Annotated in this window: 12 protein-coding genes; 1 reads left to right on the top strand and 11 read right to left on the bottom strand. The window is 63.8% G+C overall.

The genetic code is table 11. The features are described 5' to 3' along the window. Positions 1-49: 49 nt before the first annotated feature. From ligA to aqpZ, 10 genes are all read right to left on the bottom strand, one after another. Entirely contained in the window at positions 50-2,203 is a 2,154-nt protein-coding gene (ligA, locus tag OKW20_RS18530; protein WP_429174055.1) for an NAD-dependent DNA ligase LigA, read from the bottom strand. A 75-nt stretch (positions 2,204-2,278) separates the two neighbouring features. After that, positions 2,279-3,268, bottom strand: coding sequence for a hypothetical protein (locus OKW20_RS18525; RefSeq protein ID WP_429174054.1), 990 nt, complete (start codon positions 3,266-3,268; stop codon positions 2,279-2,281). A gap of 159 nt (positions 3,269-3,427) precedes the next feature. After that, complete coding sequence (gene recN, locus OKW20_RS18520; protein ID WP_192446735.1) at positions 3,428-5,101, bottom strand: DNA repair protein RecN; 1,674 nt, start codon at positions 5,099-5,101, stop codon at positions 3,428-3,430. A gap of 35 nt (positions 5,102-5,136) precedes the next feature. Continuing rightward, complete coding sequence (locus OKW20_RS18515; RefSeq protein WP_043615925.1) at positions 5,137-6,003, bottom strand: outer membrane protein assembly factor BamD; 867 nt, start codon at positions 6,001-6,003, stop codon at positions 5,137-5,139. Positions 6,004-6,176: 173 nt separating this feature from the next. Continuing rightward, complete coding sequence (gene lpxC / locus OKW20_RS18510) at positions 6,177-7,130, bottom strand: UDP-3-O-acyl-N-acetylglucosamine deacetylase (protein ID WP_429174052.1); 954 nt, start codon at positions 7,128-7,130, stop codon at positions 6,177-6,179. A 334-nt stretch (positions 7,131-7,464) separates the two neighbouring features. Next, the gene (gene ftsZ, locus OKW20_RS18505; protein ID WP_192446737.1) at positions 7,465-9,252 is read right to left on the bottom strand and encodes a cell division protein FtsZ; all 1,788 of its coding nucleotides are present in this window, start codon (positions 9,250-9,252) and stop codon (positions 7,465-7,467) included. Positions 9,253-9,349: 97 nt separating this feature from the next. Further along, positions 9,350-10,681 carry a cell division protein FtsA gene (ftsA, locus tag OKW20_RS18500; RefSeq protein ID WP_034792498.1) on the bottom strand — a complete coding sequence of 444 codons (1,332 nt, stop codon included), beginning with the start codon at positions 10,679-10,681 and terminating at the stop codon, positions 9,350-9,352. Further along, positions 10,678-11,628 carry a cell division protein FtsQ gene (ftsQ, locus tag OKW20_RS18495; RefSeq protein WP_043615914.1) on the bottom strand — a complete coding sequence of 317 codons (951 nt, stop codon included), beginning with the start codon at positions 11,626-11,628 and terminating at the stop codon, positions 10,678-10,680. Before ftsQ ends, ftsA begins: the two co-directional genes overlap by 4 nt. Next, the gene (locus OKW20_RS18490; protein WP_429174051.1) at positions 11,616-12,542 is read right to left on the bottom strand and encodes a D-alanine--D-alanine ligase; all 927 of its coding nucleotides are present in this window, start codon (positions 12,540-12,542) and stop codon (positions 11,616-11,618) included. Before OKW20_RS18490 ends, ftsQ begins: the two co-directional genes overlap by 13 nt. 310 nt (positions 12,543-12,852) lie before the next feature. After that, a complete protein-coding gene (aqpZ, locus tag OKW20_RS18485) occupies positions 12,853-13,539 on the bottom strand; it encodes an aquaporin Z (RefSeq protein WP_043615908.1) in 687 nt (228 codons plus the stop codon). Positions 13,540-13,863: 324 nt separating this feature from the next. Between aqpZ and OKW20_RS18480 the strand changes: the two genes are divergently transcribed. After that, positions 13,864-15,174, top strand: coding sequence for an MFS transporter (locus OKW20_RS18480; RefSeq protein ID WP_429174048.1), 1,311 nt, complete (start codon positions 13,864-13,866; stop codon positions 15,172-15,174). Between the two features lie 307 nt (positions 15,175-15,481). Here OKW20_RS18480 and murB read toward each other — a convergent pair whose 3' ends face one another. After that, the gene (gene murB / locus OKW20_RS18475; protein WP_043615900.1) at positions 15,482-16,456 is read right to left on the bottom strand and encodes a UDP-N-acetylmuramate dehydrogenase; all 975 of its coding nucleotides are present in this window, start codon (positions 16,454-16,456) and stop codon (positions 15,482-15,484) included. Position 16,457 lies beyond the last annotated feature (1 nt).

The following is a 16,457-nucleotide window of genomic DNA, read 5'->3' as shown; positions in this document are numbered from 1 at the left end:
TCGCGCGGTTCAAGCGCCTCGCGCGATCGGCCATGGATCATGGCAGCCCCTACCCGCCGATCAGCGCCAGCCACTCGTCCTCGTCCATGGTCGCGACACCGAGTTCGCGGGCCTTGTCGAGCTTGGAGCCGGCGCCCGGGCCGGCAACGACGATATCGGTCTTCTTCGACACGGATCCGGCCACCTTGGCGCCGAGGCTTTCAGCCTTGGCCTTGGCCTCGTCGCGCGTCATCTTTTCGAGCGAACCGGTGAAGACGACCGTCTTGCCGGCGACCGGGCTGTCGCTGGCGACCGGCGCTTCCGCCGCCTCCGGCGTCACCTCGGACAGCAGCCGGTTGACCACTTCGAGGTTGCGCGGCTCCTTGTAGAACTCGACGATGGCGCGGGCGACGACCTCGCCGATGCCGTCGATGCTGTTGAGTTCGTTCCAGGCGTCGCCCGTAAAGGTCGACGCGTCGCGCATCGCTTCGCCGAAGTGTTCATAAGTGCCGTAGGAGCGCGCCAAGAGCTTCGCCGTCGTCTCGCCCACATGGCGGATGCCGAGCGCGTAGATGAACCGCTGCAGTGCGATCGAGCGCCGCGTGTTGATGGCGTCGTAAAGCTTGCGCACGCTGACGCGGCCGAAGCCGTCAATGTTTTCAAGCTTGGTGAGCGACGCCTCCTGGCGCTTCTCCAGCGTGAAGATATCGGGCGCCGTGCGGATCGAAAGCGTCGGATCCTCGCTTTCGAAGAAGAACTCGATCTGCTTGGAACCGAGGCCCTCGATGTCATAGGCGTTGCGCGAGACGAAGTGCTTCAGGTGCTCGACCGCCTGGGCGCGGCAGACGAAGCCGCCGGTGCAGCGGCGCACCGCATCCACCTTGCCGGTCTTCTCGTTGATGTCGCGCACCGCATGGCTGCCGCAGACCGGGCACGTGGTCGGGAAACGATAGGGCTCCGAGCCTTGCCTGCGCTCGTCCATGACGACATCGACGATCTGCGGAATGACGTCGCCGGCGCGCTGGACGATCACCATGTCGCCGATGCGGATGTCCCTGCCCTCGCGGATCGGCTCGCCCGAATTGCCGAGACCCTTGATGTAGTCTTCGTTGTGCAGCGTCGCATTGGTGACGACGACGCCGCCGACCGTGATCGGCTCCAGGCGAGCAACCGGCGTCAGCGCGCCGGTGCGGCCCACCTGGATGTCGATCGCCGTCAACCGGGTGAAGGCCTGCTCGGCCGGGAACTTGTGCGCCGTCGCCCAACGCGGCGAGCGCGAGCGGAAACCGAGGCGGGCCTGCAGGTCGAGCCGGTCAACCTTGTAGACGACGCCGTCGATATCATAGTCGAGATCCGGCCGTTCACGCTCGATGTGGTGGTAATGTTCGAGCAGCGCATCGGCCGAGGAGAGGCGCTGCATCAGCGGGTTGACGGGGAAGCCCCAGGCCTTGAAGACCTCGACCATGCCCATCTGCGTATCGGCGGGCATGTCCGAGATCTCGCCCCAGGCATAGGCAAAGAAACGCAGCTTGCGGCTCGCCGTCACCTTGGCGTCGAGCTGGCGCAGCGACCCGGAAGCCGTGTTGCGCGGGTTGACGTAGAGCGGCTTGCCGAGCGCTGCCATCTCGGCATTGAGCGCGGCAAAGTCGGACTTCGCCATATAGATTTCGCCGCGCACCTCGACGATATCAGGCGCGCCGGCCGGCAGCGTCTGCGGGATCATGCCAATGGTGCGGATATTGGCGGTGACGTTTTCCCCCGTCGTGCCGTCGCCGCGGGTCGCGGCCGTCACCAGCCGGCGGTTTTCGTAGCGCAGCGACATGGAGAGCCCGTCGATCTTCGGCTCGGCGGTAAAGGCGATCGAATTATCCGGTAGCTGCCCGAGGAAGCGATAGACCGAGGCGACGAAATCGCGGGCGTCCTCGTCGGAAAACGTGTTGTCGAGCGACAGCATCGGCCGGGCGTGAACGACCGGCTGGAAAGTGACGGACGGCGCCGCGCCGACCTTCCTCGACGGGCTGTCCTCGCGGATGAGCGCCGGAAACTGCGCCTCGATCGCGTCGTTGCGCCGCTTCAGCGCGTCATAGTCCGCATCCGAAATCTCCGGCGCGTCCTGGCCGTGATAAAGCGCGTCGTGGCGCGCAAGCTCGGCCGCGAGAAAGGCAAGCGCTTCCGCCGCTTCCGCTTCGTTGAGATTCTCGACGGGTTTCAATTCTTGGGACATGCGCGACAACTCCGGATTCGGAGTCGTTTTGTAGAGCAACTGATGGGAAAGAAAAGACCGTCCGGCGCCGTCGGCTCACGCGCCAGTGGCATTGACGCCCCCCGGCGCGAGCCCGGCAAGCGGCCGGACATCCAGTTCGCACCAGCGTTCATAGCGCCTCTGATAACGGCAGCGGATGGCCTCGAGATCCTTTTTCTGGACGCCACGCTTGCAGTAGATCCATTTGCCTTTCGCCTGGCCACGCATCACCCGGCTGACCGGCTGCAGGCCGAACATCTTCAGGATCGCAGCCCCGCCCTTGTCCCAGCCGATGCTGTAGATGTCGATGCCATCGGGCGGGAACGTGTGGTGTTCGAGGATCGCCGAGATCGTCGCCCAGACGAGGATGCCGTTCTGCCGCCGGCGCTCGGCGCGCATGGAATCGAGCAGGAAGCTCAAATTGAGGATGGTCGCGAGATAGACGACCTTCGCCTTTCGCGCCTGCGGATGGGCAAGCAGCCCGCTCGCCAAGAGATTGTCGAAGGCATAGTGGCCCTGCAAGAACAGTTTGAAGTGGTTCTTCTCGAAGGCGTAGTAGTCGATGAAGCCGAAGATGTTCTGGTCGGGATCCTGCAGGCAAATCAGGCTGTAGGGATCGGAATGGAACGCTTTCATATCCTCTTCGGGATCGATCGCGCCGCTGCGAAACACATCCTGTGCCTTGCGGACCACATCATAGGCGACCGCCGTCGGCGCCGGGACGCGGACAAGATAGGAACGGTCCCCACGCGCGCAGGGCGCCACAAGCGCCAACGGCGTGGCTTCGTCCGCGTTCGGCGGTTGAGGATCGGCCACCTCCTCCGCCGGCCCGAACTGTGAGGCACGTCGTAGCCTTGCGACAAGAGTTGCTGCAATCACGGCGATCGCAACGCACGCGACCACCCCGAAGCCGCCCAATTCCTGGTTCGCGTCCCTTATGGTCAGGATAAGGCCGGCATAGGCGAGCGCGATGAGCAGGATCAGTTCCGGATGCGCACGCATCTGCGCAAACCGGATCTCCAGTTTATGCTGAAGTTTCTCCCACATGCTCGAAGTGCCCCAACCGCAGAGGAAATAGAACACGGGTGCAGCGGCGCAACAATTCAACCAAAAGGCTTAGGAAGCCCAAGGCCGTGGGTTCGGATGCGCACTCTGAGGACATCGCATCCTTCAACCGCCAATGTTTCCACTTGGCGGCAGGATGATCTAGCCGTTGCCGGAAAGCAGGCGAGCGGCTGCCGCCCTCGCCTCTTCGGTGATCGAAGCGCCGGCCAGCATGCGGGCGATTTCTTCGGTGCGCGCCTTGTCGTCCATGCGGGCAACACGGGTGGAAATCATCTCGGCCTTCTCGGCCGAAGGACCCTTGGAGATCAGGAGATGCGTTGCCGCGCGGGCTGCGACCTGTGGCGCGTGGGTGACCGAGAGCACCTGAACCGTTGCCGAAAGCCGCTTCAGCCGCTGGCCGATGGCATCGGCCACCGCACCGCCGACACCGGTGTCGATTTCGTCGAAGACGAGCGTCGGCGCCGAGCCGCGATCGGCGAGCGCCACCTTCAGCGCCAGCAGGAAGCGCGAAAGTTCGCCGCCCGAAGCCACTTTCATGATCGGCCCCGGCCGCGTGCCGGGGTTGGTCTGGACGTGGAACTCGACGAGGTCGATGCCGTCGACCGTCGGCAGCGACGGATCGCTCTGCACCTCGACCATGAAGCGCGCGCGCTCGAGCTTCAGCGCCGGCAGCTCGGCCATGACGGCGTCGGAAAGTGCTGTCGCGGTATGGCGACGCTTTTCGGAAAGCGAGCGCGCCGAAGCGTCGAACGCCACCCGCGCCACGCCGACCTGGGCATCGAGTTGCTTCAGCTTTTCCTCGCCGGCATCGAGATCGGCGAGATCGGAAATCATGCGGACGGCGAGCGCCGGCAGTTCCGTGACCGGTACCGAATATTTGCGGCTGGCGGCGCGCAGAGCGAACAGCCGTTCCTCCACCCGCTCCAGTTCCTTCGGGTCGAATTCCGTGTTGCGCAGCGCCCGCTCGACCGACATCTGCGCGTCCGAAAGCTGGTTGAGCGCTCCATCGAGCAGTTCGACCGTTTCTTCGAGCAGGCCCGGCGCCTCCTGGCTCTTGCGCTCGAGACGCCGCACCAGCGAGGCGATCAGCGGAACCGGCGAAGCGTTGCCGTTGAGAAACTCCGAGGCCTCGTTGATGTCGCCGGCAATGCGCTCGGCCTTCATCATCCGCGCCCGGTTTTCGGCAAGCTCGTCTTCTTCGCCGTCGCGGGGGCTGAGCTTCTCCAGTTCCTCGACCGAGGACCGCAGATAGTCCGCCTCGCGCGCGGCCGCTTCGACCCGCTCGCGGTGTTTCTTCAGGCCGCGCTCGGCATCCTTCCAGGCGCGATAGAGTTCGCTCACATGCGCCGCTTCGTCGGCGGTGCCGCCGAAGGCGTCGAGCAGCGTGCGGTGCGCGTCGATATCGACGAGCGCGCGGTCATCGTGCTGTCCGTGGATTTCGACGAGCGTCTGCCCGAGCTGGCGCATCAGCTGGACGCTGATCGGCTGGTCGTTGACATAGGCCTTGGTGCGGCCGTCGGCCGACTGGACGCGGCGGAAGATCAGGTCGCCGTCGTCGTCGATGCCGTTTTCCCTGAGCATCAGCCGCGCCGAATGCCCCATCGGCACGTCGAAGACCGCCGTCACCTGCCCCTTGTCGGAGCCGTGGCGCACGAGCGAGCCGTCGCCGCGCCCGCCAAGGGCGAGCGACAGACTGTCGAGAAGGATGGACTTGCCGGCCCCGGTTTCACCGGTCAGCACCGAGAGCCCGGCGTCGAAATTGAGATCAAGCCGTTCAATCAGGACGATATCGCGGATCGAAAGCTGGGCAAGCATCCGGGGTCATATCTTCCTAGAGGGCGCTGATAAAATCAGGCGCCGACGAGTTTCTTGGCGGCACGCGAGATCCAGGAGTTCCCGCTTTCACGTGGCTCCAGGCCACCCGACTGCAGCAGCTTGAACGAATCGGAATACCACTGGCTGTCCGGATAGTTGTGGCCGAGAACGGCGGCAGCGGTCTGCGCCTCCTGGGTCACGCCCATCGCGAAGTAGGCTTCCGTCAGACGGGCGAGCGCCTCTTCCACCTGGTTGGTGTTCGGGTACTGCTCGATGACGACGCGGAAACGCGATACGGCGGCAAGGTATTCCTTGCGCTCGAGATAGTAGCGGCCGACCTGCATTTCCTTGCCGGCCAGCTGGTCGCGGGCAAAGCGGATCTTCGACTTGGCGTCGTCGACATATTCGGAGTCCGGGTAGCGGTCGACGACCGCCTGCATGGCTTCGATCGCCTTGAAGGCCGGCTTCTGGTCCTGCGTCACCGCCGGGATCTGCTTGGTATAGGCGAGACCCTGGATGTACTGCGCATAGGCCGCGTCTTCGGACTGCGGATAAAGATTGAGGTAGCGGCCGGTGGCGTTGATCGCCTCCTGGTACTGACCGTTACGATAGGAAACGAAGGCGTTCATGACCAACGCCTTGCGGGCATATTCCGAAAACGGATGCTGGCGGTCGAGCGCTTCGAACTTGCGCGCCGCCTCCGTCGTCTTGCCGGCATTGAGGTTGGCAAGGCCCTGATTGTAGAGCACTTCCGGCGGATCGGTTTCGGCCGTCAGCTTGGTGATGTCGATATCGGGATCGTTCTGGCAGGCGGTGATCAGGGCGCTGCCGGCAACAGCCGCGACAATGACGGCGGCGACGCGCGCTGACTTCTTCAAATCCACAGAAACTGCAAGAACCATCGGATATTCCCGTTCCACTCTGCGGGCATGGACCCCGCCAGACATGCGCTTTTAGAGCAAGTTACCTTGAGACCGCAACGTCATGATCGGTGATTCATGCAAATTTGTGGCAGCTCTACCATGAAAATGCCGGCCTTTCGGCCGGCGACTGGAGGAGATGATGTCTTTTTTTGTTATGCGGACCAGGGCGCGAAGCCCGGAGCTGCCACTGCAACCATATCGCGCGCGCGGGTACGCTGGCGCGGGGTTGCGGTTTCGACGACTTCGTAGGCCGTCGGGTCGCTGAGCAGTGCCTTCAGCGCGTTGGCGTTCATCTTGTGGCCGCCGCGGTAGGAGCGGTAGCAGCCGATGAACGGCGCGCCGGCGAGCGAGAGGTCGCCAACGGCGTCGAGCGTCTTGTGGCGCACGAATTCGTCGGTGTAGCGCAGGCCCTCGACGTTGATCACCGTGTTGTCGTCGGAAATGACGACGGAGTTTTCGAGCGAGGAGCCGAGTGCGAAGCCGGCGGCCCAGAGGCGTTCGACATCACGCATGAAACCGAAGGTGCGGGCACGCGACAGTTCGCGCTTGAAGACGGAAGGTGTCATGTCGCCCTTCCAGGCCTGGCGGCCGATCAGCGGGCAATCGAAATCGATCTCGACCTCGAAGCGCATGCCGTCATAGGGCGTGAACTCCGACCAGGAGGCGCCTGATTCGATACGCACCGGCTTGACGATGCGGATGTAGCGACGCTTGACCGCAAGGGCGCGAACACCCACCAGCTCGATCGCATCGATGAAAGGTTCGGAGCTGCCGTCCATGATCGGCATTTCGGCGCCGTGCACTTCGACCGTGAGGTTGTCGAGGCCGAGCGCGTAGATCGCAGCCATGACATGTTCGATCGTGGCGATCGAGGTCGCCGGCGACATGCCGAGAACAGTGCAGAGATCGGTGTTACCGACCTGCGAGGAAACCGCCTTATATTCGCTGACCCGGCCGTTGGACAGGACGCGCTGGAAAACGATGCCCGCATCGGCTTCGGCCGGATGGAAGGTGATCGACACTTCCGCGCCCGAATGCACGCCGATGCCCTTGAGCGTTACCGGGCTTGCAATCGTCGTCTGAAACCCGAGCAATTCGATTCCCATTCTCGTCACTTTCAATACCTGTGGCCGATGGCCAAAACCTGCTGGTGGACGCAACAACCTTCAGGGCACAAGAAAGATACCCGAGAGTCCCGGTTCAACAACCGGTCCTCTGCGTTTCGAACAGACAGCGCTTGATCGAATCGCATGCGTCCCCAATTCCGAGTCTGAAAATAGGAGTTTGGAGGCACCATTCCAAATCACTGTTCGTTTCGCTTTGTTACGCATTTGCGACGGTCCGTAACATGGAATCAAACACCTGAAATGATGAACAAAATGCAAAAATGCCCGGGCAGTTGCCCGGGCATTCGGCAAGGTGAAGGAACGGGCCTTCCAATCAGTTCGATTGACGGCGCAGGAACGCCGGGATCTCGAGCTGATCATCTTCTTGCGGGCGCGCCTGCGGCGAAGCGCGACCGTGATCGTCAAGCTGGCCGCGACGCGGCGCATAGAGGCTCGCTTCCGGCGAGAGCGGCCGGCGCTGCTGGGAAGCAGCGGTCGGTGCGGAAGCCGTCATGTCGGCGGCTGCCGGGGTCTGTTCGCGTTCACGCAGGCCAAGCGAGCTGGTGATGCGGTTGAGCAGGCCCATCGGGCCGCGCTCTTCCGCGATCGGGGCAGCCGGCTGTGCGCGGCGGTCCATCTCGGCCTTTACGACCGGCGGGAAGTCTTCGACCTTCGGCATGCGAACCTGTTCCGGCTGCTGGCGCATGACCGGAGCGACGGGCTCCTGGCGCATGATCGGCTGCGGCTGCGGCTGAACCGGCTGCATCTGCGGCTGCGGCTGGCGCATGACCGGAGCGGCTTCTACCGGTGCGGCACCGGCGAAAAGCTTGCTCTGGGGACGAAAGTTGTCTTCGTGCATCGGCTGCTGAACCGGAGCCTGGGCCTGCACCTGGGCGGCGCGGGTCGCGATGTCGAGTTCGCGTTCCATTTCGGCTTCGCGGATGGCGGCGGCGATCTGGTCGGCGGTAGCCTGCTGCTGCATCGGCTGCTGAACCGGCTGGGCGACCGGCTGCTGCATCACCGGCTGGTGAACCGGGGCCGGCTGGTGCTGGGCAACGGCCTGCGGCTGCTGGGCCGGAACCGCGGCAGACGGACGGACGACCGGCTTTGCTGCTACCGGACGAAAGTCGGCGGAACGACCCGCCACCTCCGCGGCCGTACGGTCGATGCCGGTGGCAACGACCGAGACGCGGATGAGGCCTTCGAGGTCTTCGTCGAACGTCGCGCCGAGGATGATGTTGGCATCCGGGTCGACTTCTTCGCGAATACGGGTTGCCGCTTCGTCGAGTTCGAACAGGGTGAGGTCGCGGCCGCCGGTGATCGAGATCAGCAGGCCCTGCGCGCCCTTCATCGAGGTTTCGTCGAGCAGCGGGTTGGCGATCGCGGCTTCGGCTGCGGCCAGTGCGCGGCCTTCGCCCGAAGCTTCGCCGGTGCCCATCATGGCGCGGCCCATTTCGCGCATCACCGAGCGGACGTCGGCGAAGTCGAGGTTGATGAGGCCTTCCTTGACCATGAGGTCGGTGATGCAGGCAACGCCCGAATAGAGAACCTGGTCGGCCATCGCAAACGCGTCCGCAAAGGTCGTGCGGTCGTTGGCAATGCGGAAGAGGTTCTGGTTCGGAATGACGATCAGCGTGTCGACCGACTTCTGCAGTTCGGCGATGCCCTGGTCGGCGAGCCGCATGCGGCGCGCGCCTTCGAAATGGAACGGCTTGGTGACGACGCCGACCGTCAGGATGCCCTTGTTGCGGGCGGCCTGTGCGACGATCGGGGCTGCACCGGTACCGGTGCCGCCGCCCATGCCGGCGGTGACGAAGCACATATGGGTGCCGTTGAGGTGGTCGATGATCTCATCGATGCACTCTTCGGCGGCCGCACGGCCGACTTCCGGCTGCGAACCGGCGCCGAGACCTTCGGTGACGGCGACACCCATCTGGATGATGCGCTCAGCCTTGGTCATGGTGAGTGCCTGGGCATCCGTGTTGGCGACGACGAAATCGACGCCCTGGAGGCCTGCGGTGATCATGTTGTTGACGGCGTTGCCGCCACCACCGCCCACACCAAAGACGGTGATGCGCGGCTTCAGCTCCGTGATATCCGGCTTCTGCAAGTTGATAGTCATAGTCCCGTTCCTTCTGTTTTCTGGCCGCCTTGCCGAGCCGGCCAAATCTTTCAGTTTGTCTTCACCGGCCCCGTCCCTGTTCGGAGCCAGCCGTCACTCAAAAGCTTTCTTTCAGCCACTGGCCCATGCGGGCGATGCGGCCGTTGCCGGCGCCGAGCGCCGAGAACATGCCGCCGTGGGAGGCATGCGTCTCGAGGTCGGCGACCTGCGGATAGATCATCAGGCCGACCGCCGTGGAGAAGGCGGGGCCCTTGGCAGCGGCCGGCAGCCCGGAAACCCCGAGCGGACGACCGATGCGAACATTGCGGGCGAGGATGCGGCGGGCCGCTTCCGGCAGGCCGGTCAGCTGGCTGGCGCCGCCCGTCAGAACGATGCGCTTGCCGACGATCGGGCTGAAGCCCGAGCGCTGGATGCGATCGCGGATGAGTTCGAGCGTTTCTTCGATGCGGGCGCGCACGATGCGCGACACGAGGGCGCGCGGCACATGCGTCGGCTGATCGCGGTCGTCCTCGCCGATCGGCGGAACCGAAACGATGTCGCGCTCGTCGGCGCTGTTGGGCAGGGCCGAGCCGTGCACGACCTTCAGTCGTTCGGCATCCTCGATGCGGGTCGAAAGACCACGCGCCAGATCCGTCGTCACGTGATGGCCGCCGAGACTGACAGCGTCGGCGTGAACCAGCTTTCCTTCGGCAAAGACCGAGATCGTCGTCGTGCCGCCGCCCATGTCGATCGCCGCGCAGCCGAGTTCGACTTCGTCGTCGACGAGCGCTGCAAGACCGCTGGCATAGGGGGTGGCAACCATGCCCTCGACCGAAAGGTGAGCGCGGTTGACGCAGAGTTCGAGGTTCTTCAGCGCTGCCCGTTCGGCCGTCAGCACATGCATGTCGACGCCGAGAACGTCGCCGAACATGGCCAGCGGATCGCGGATGCCGCGCTCGCCATCGAGCGAGAAGCCCGTCGGCAGCGAGTGCAGGATGGCGCGGTCGGAGCGCAGCGACTGCTGGCCGGCAGCCGACAGAACCTTGCGCAGATCGTTGGCGTCGACTTCCTGGCCGCCGAGATCGATCGTCGCGGTGTAGACGTCGCTCTGCAGCCGGCCGGCCGAAACGTTGACGATCAGACTGTCGATGGTGAGACCGGCCATGCGCTCGGCCGCGTCGACGGCGAGCCGGACGACGCTTTCCACCGCATCGAGGTCGGCGACGACGCCGTTCTTGACGCCGCGGGACTTCTGGTGGCCGATGCCGATGATTTCGACGCTATGCGTACGGTTGGGCAGGATCTGGCTCTCGGCGCGCGGCGTCAGCCGGCCGATCATGCAGACCACCTTGGTCGAACCGATATCCAGCACCGAGACGACATGAGACCGCTTCGAGGAAAGCGGCTTCAGGCGCGGCAGGCCAAAGCTGGAGGAACCGAACAGACTCATATGCGGCCTTCTTTCTTCTTTTCGGTCTCCTGCGCCTTCAGCATCTTGTCCCTCGCCTTCAAGGCAACTTCGCGCCGGGTCACTGCGTCCGGTGTCAACTGAACTGTTGTTCTGTCTTCAAGCCTCAGATCCACGGCAGCGATGTCGCGCTCGAGGAGCTGGTGCTGGCTTTCCATATCGGAGAGCACCTTCATCGCCCGGGCGACGTCGTGCTCCGGCAGCTTGACGACGATGCCGTTGTCGAGGCGCAGATCCCAGCGGCGGCCGGCCACGCGCACGAAGGCCTTCACCCGCGAGCGGATCTCCGGCCAGCGGGAAAACTCGTCGTAGAAATCGGCAGCCGCCGTTTCGGCGTCACGACCGACGAAGAGCGGCAGCGCCGCAAACTTGTTGTCGCGCAAGGGCGCGATCACACTGCCGCTGCGCTCGATCAGCGAAAGGTCGGAACCGTGCTGCCAGATGCCGAAGGCCTTGCGCTCGGTGAGGCTGACCTCGATGGTGCCGGGATAGATCTTGCGAACGGTAACCCCCTGCACCCAGGGCATTTCCGCAATCAGCTTGCGCGCCTCGGCGATATCGAGCGCCACCAGCGACGTCGTGCCGTCGAGGCCGAGCTGCTGGAGGATGTCGATTTCCGAGGTCTGGTCGTTGCCGGAAACCTTGACGTCTTCGATCGCAAAGCCCGCGGCCGTGGTCGAGGCCTGCGCGAAATTCTGCGTGTGGCCGCCGAGCGACATGCCGTAGAAGCCGGTTGCCGCGAAAAAGGCGATTGCCGACAGCGTGCCGGTATGAGCGGGAAAACGAATGCGGCCAGCACCGAGGCTGACGAAGAAGCGCACGACACGACGAAGCGGACGCGGCAGTACGCGCGCGCCGTCCACATCGGCGGCGGCGGCGCCATCGAGGTGACGAACCCTCTTGCCCCTTTTGCCCCTCAACGCAAACACGACGCGTCCTCCACCATCCAACTCAAAAACTCACCGAAGCTGTAGCCGGCATGCGCGGCCATCTCGGGCACCAGGGAGGTCGGAGTCATGCCGGGCTGGGTGTTGATCTCCAGCCAGATCAGCTCGCCCTCAGCGGAGGAACTGTCATCGAAACGAAAGTCGGATCGGCTGACGCCCCGGCAACCGATTGCCTGATGCGCCTTCAGAGCGAGTGTTTGTATTTTTTGGTAAATATTTGGTGAAATCTGTGCCGGAATGACGTGGCGCGAACCACCTTTTACGTATTTGGAATCATAATCGTAGAAGGCGTGGCCCTGCGGGATGATTTCGGTGACGCCAAGCGCCTTGTCGCCCATGACGCCACAGGTCAGTTCACGGCCGGCGACATAACGCTCGACCATGATTCGGTCGCCGTAGCGCCATTCGCTCGACGTCACCACCTGCGGGGGATGCGACTGATCTTCCTTGACGATGACGACGCCGAAGCTCGAGCCTTCGGAAACCGGCTTGACGACGTAAGGCGGCTTCATCGGATGCTTCGGACCGAAGGCATGGCGGTCCATGACCTGCGCATCGGCGACCGGAATGCCGGAAGCAGCCGCTACATGCTTCGCCTGCGCCTTGTCCATCGCGAGCGCCGAGGCAAGCACGCCGGAATGGGTGTAGGGGATCTCGAGATATTCGAGGATGCCCTGGATCGTGCCGTCCTCGCCGAACGGACCGTGAAGGGCGTTGAAGGCAACGTCGGGGCGCAGCGCGGCCAGCGTCTCTGCGATCTTGCGGTCGACGTCGATGCGGGTGACGCGATAGCCGGCAGCCTCCAGGGCATCCGCACAGGCAGCCCCGGACGACAGGCTAACCGGTCGCTCCGAAGAAAATCCGCCCATCAGGACAGCCACATGCTTGCCGTTCATTCAAACCCCCAGACAATACGCCACTATCGCAAGGTTTCCTTGCGTCTGGCTGGCTCCCGCCCTCGCGAGTCAGCTGTGCCATTGGGGTCACTAGAACGTCATTAAGGTTAACGAACCGTTTACTTTCGTTAACCCCAGTCAGGAAATGAAACGCCATCTGCAGGCGCAAGCGCATGTGGAACAAGGCATTTTAGCGACAGATCAAAGGGTTGCGGAGCAATCTTGAATCTAATGCATAAACAGAAGAAAAAATGAAAAAACCCGCCGCATCGAGGGCGGCGGGTCCATGCGTGACGGCATCCTGACTTGATCAATCGTCGTCGCCGACGATCTTCCAGACGATGCCGGCGATCGCCGCACCGACGATCGGCGCCACCCAGAACAGCCACAGTTGCGACAGCGCCCAGTCACCGACGAAGAGCGCCTGCCCTGTCGAGCGGGCCGGATTGACCGAGGTGTTCGTCACCGGGATCGAGACGAGATGAATCAGGGTCAGCGCCAGCCCGATGGCGATGGGTGCGAAGCCCGCCGGCACCCGGCCATGGGTGGAGCCGAGAATGATGAACAGGAAGAAGAAGGTCAGCACCACTTCGGCCACCAGCGCCGCCGTCAGCGAATAGCCGCCCGGCGAATGCTCGCCATAGCCGTTGGCAGCAAAGCCGCCGAGCTGGAAATCGCCCTTGCCGCTGGCGATCACATAGAGGACGGCGGCAGCCGCAATCGCGCCCAGCACCTGGACGATGACATAGCCGACAAGGTTCGACGCCGGGAACTTGCCCGCGACCGTCAGGCCGACGGAAACGGCCGGGTTGAAATGACCGCCGGAAATACCGCCGACCGCATAGGCCATGGTCAGGACGGTGAGACCGAAAGCGAGTGAGACGCCAAGATAACCAATACCAACGCCGGGAAGAGCAGCAGCCAGCACCGCGCTGCCGCAACCGCCAAAAACGAGCCAAAATGTACCGAGAAATTCTGCTGAAAGCTTTTTGAACATGCATTCGCTCCTGAAAAACGAAGCCGATCGCTTCAACTGCCCAGAGTTTGCCACAATTTGATTCCCGTCAATCCGGGTTGTCGGGCCGCACCACGCACCCGCAAAGCGTGAGCCTTGGCCGGCAGCAGGCCGGTTGGCGCGCAACCAGAAAGCCGGTTCCGTGCGGCCGGCCCTGGGCCGCGCCGCAGCAGAAGAATGCTGCGCATGGCGGCGATATCGTTCGCACTTCTTACGGTATCAGGGTTTCGCCATGCCGAAACTTGCGTTAAGAGGCCCTCACCCGCCTCCCAAGACGGTATGAAATCCACATCAGGAATTATGATAATGACAGACGCGACAACCTCCCTGTCGCCGAAGGACAATGCGTCAAAGCACGCGGCAGTGAACTCCCCTGCCCGGGTGCTGTTCGCAAGCCTCGTCGGCACGACCATCGAATTCTTCGACTTCTACGTTTACGCCACCGCCGCCGTACTGGTGTTCCCGCACCTGTTCTTCCCGGCCGCCGATCCGACCTCGGCAATGCTGCAATCCTTCGCGACCTTCTCGATCGCCTTCTTCGCCCGCCCCTTCGGCGCCGTGATCTTCGGCCATTTCGGCGACAAGGTCGGCCGCAAGGCGACCCTGGTGGCGGCGCTCATGACCATGGGCATCTCCACGGTCGTCATCGGGCTTCTGCCGACCTATGCGTCGATCGGCGTTGCAGCCCCGCTCCTGCTCGCCCTTTGCCGCTTCGGACAGGGCCTCGGGCTTGGCGGCGAATGGGGCGGCGCCGTGCTGCTCGCCACCGAGAACGCGCCTGAGGGCAAGCGCAGCTGGTACGCCATGTTCCCGCAGCTCGGCGCGCCGATCGGCTTCATTCTTTCGGCCGGCACCTTCCTCATCCTCGGCGAAGTCATGAGCAACGAGGCCTTCCTCGCCTGGGGCTGGCGCGTGCCGTTCATCGCCAGCATCCTGCTGGTCGCCGTCGGTCTCTATGTCCGCCTGAAGATCACCGAAACGCCGGAGTTCCAGAAGGCCGTCGACAAGCACGAGCGCGTGCAGGTGCCGATCATGGAGATCTTCCGCTTCCACAAGCGCAGCCTGGTGCTCGGCACCTTCGTGGCGCTTGCGACCTTCGTGCTGTTCTACCTGATGACCGTCTTCTCGCTCTCCTGGGGCACGGCGAAGCTCGGCTATTCGCGGGAGCAGTTCCTGGTCGTGCAGATGACCGGCGTCGTCTTCTTCGGCCTGATGATCCCGGTTGCCGGTATCCTGTCGGACCGCTACGGCCGTCGCCTGATCCTGATCATCACCACCATCGGCATCGGCGCCTTCGGCCTGTTCATGGCGCCGCTCCTTGCCGGCGGCATCGGCGGCGCCTTCCTGTTCTCGATCATCGGCCTCGGCCTCATGGGCCTCACCTACGGCCCGATCGGCGCAGCACTCGCCGCCCCCTTCCCGACCTCGGTGCGCTACACCGGCGCCTCGATGACCTTCAACCTCGCCGGCATCTTCGGCGCGTCGCTGGCGCCTTACATCGCCACCTGGCTCGCCACCAACTACAGCCTGGACTACGTCGGCTACTACCTGCTCGCCGCCGCCGCCATCACGCTGCTCTGCCTGGTGCTGTCGACCGAAGACGAGGTTTCGGCCTGATACGACTGGCTGCGCCCCGGGGCGCGGCCGACCGCAAACAAGGAGAGCCGCAGCGGCAACGCTGCGGCTCTTTTCTTTGACCTGCCGGACATATCCCTTTGGGACTTCACTTCTTTCGTGCCAGCCCCCAACGCCGTCATCCTCGGGCTTGACCCGAGGATCCAAACCCAAGGCACTCAAGTCACGCTGGCGCATGGATGCTCGGGTCAAGCCCGAGCATGACGGAGGATGAGGGAACGCCATCGCCCCAAGCAAAAAAGGCCGCAGCGTCCGCTGCGGCCTCTCCGAAAAACGATCCCAACCAGCCTTAAGCGATGCCGCGGCCGAGGAATTCCTTGATCTCGTAGCCCGGCATGAAGGTGCCGATGCGCTTGATTTCCCATTCGAGCCGGACGCCGGAGTGTTCGAGCACGCGCTGGCGCACGGTTTCACCGAGATATTCGAGCTCGTAGCCGGTCGCCTGGCCGGTGTTGATCATGAAGTTGCAGTGCAGCGGCGACATCTGCGCGCTGCCGATCATCATGCCGCGGCAGCCGGCCTCGTCGATCAGCTTCCAGGCCGAATGGCCCTCGGGGTTCTTGAAGGTCGAACCGCCGGTCTTCTCGCGGATCGGCTGCACGGTTTCGCGGTGCTGGCGCACGGCGTCCATGTCGGTGCGGATCTTGTTCTTGTCCTCGGCATAGCCTTCGAAGACGGCATGGGTGAAGATCAGGTCCTTCGCCGCCGCGGAATGGCGGTAGGCATAGCCCATGTCCGCATTCGACAGCACATGCTGGTTGCCCTGGCGGTCGACCGCATGCACCTCGACGACCCGCTCGCGGGTCTCCGCGCCATTGGCGCCGGCGTTCATGCGCAGCGCGCCGCCGAGCGAGCCGGGAATGCCGTAGTAGAAGTAGAAGCCGCCGATGCCGTGATCGAGCGCCATGGCTGCGATGTTCTTGTCCGGGCAGATCGCGCCGGCCTTGATGCGGTTTTCGCCGACGAGCTCCAGATCGCCAAAGCCCTTGGCCGACAGCCGGATGACGACGCCGGGAATGCCGCCGTCGCGCACGAGAAGGTTCGAGCCGACGCCGACAACCATGACAGGCACTTCAGCAGGCACCAGCTTCAGGAAGGTGATGAGATCGTCCGTGTCGTGCGGCTGGAACATCAGCTCGGCAAGACCGCCGGCGCGGAACCAGGTGACACGATCCATCGGCGCATCCGGCGTGATGCGGCCGCGCACAGCGCTGACGCCACTTCCGAGCGATTCCAGTAGTTTCTGACCGTTGACCTGTTTCATG

Origin of the sequence: Ensifer sp. LBL (genome assembly GCF_050435225.1) — a bacterium.
Taxonomy (GTDB): domain Bacteria; phylum Pseudomonadota; class Alphaproteobacteria; order Rhizobiales; family Rhizobiaceae; genus Ensifer.
The sequence above is the reverse complement of the archived record's forward strand: the minus strand, read 5'-3'. Positions and strand labels throughout refer to the sequence as shown.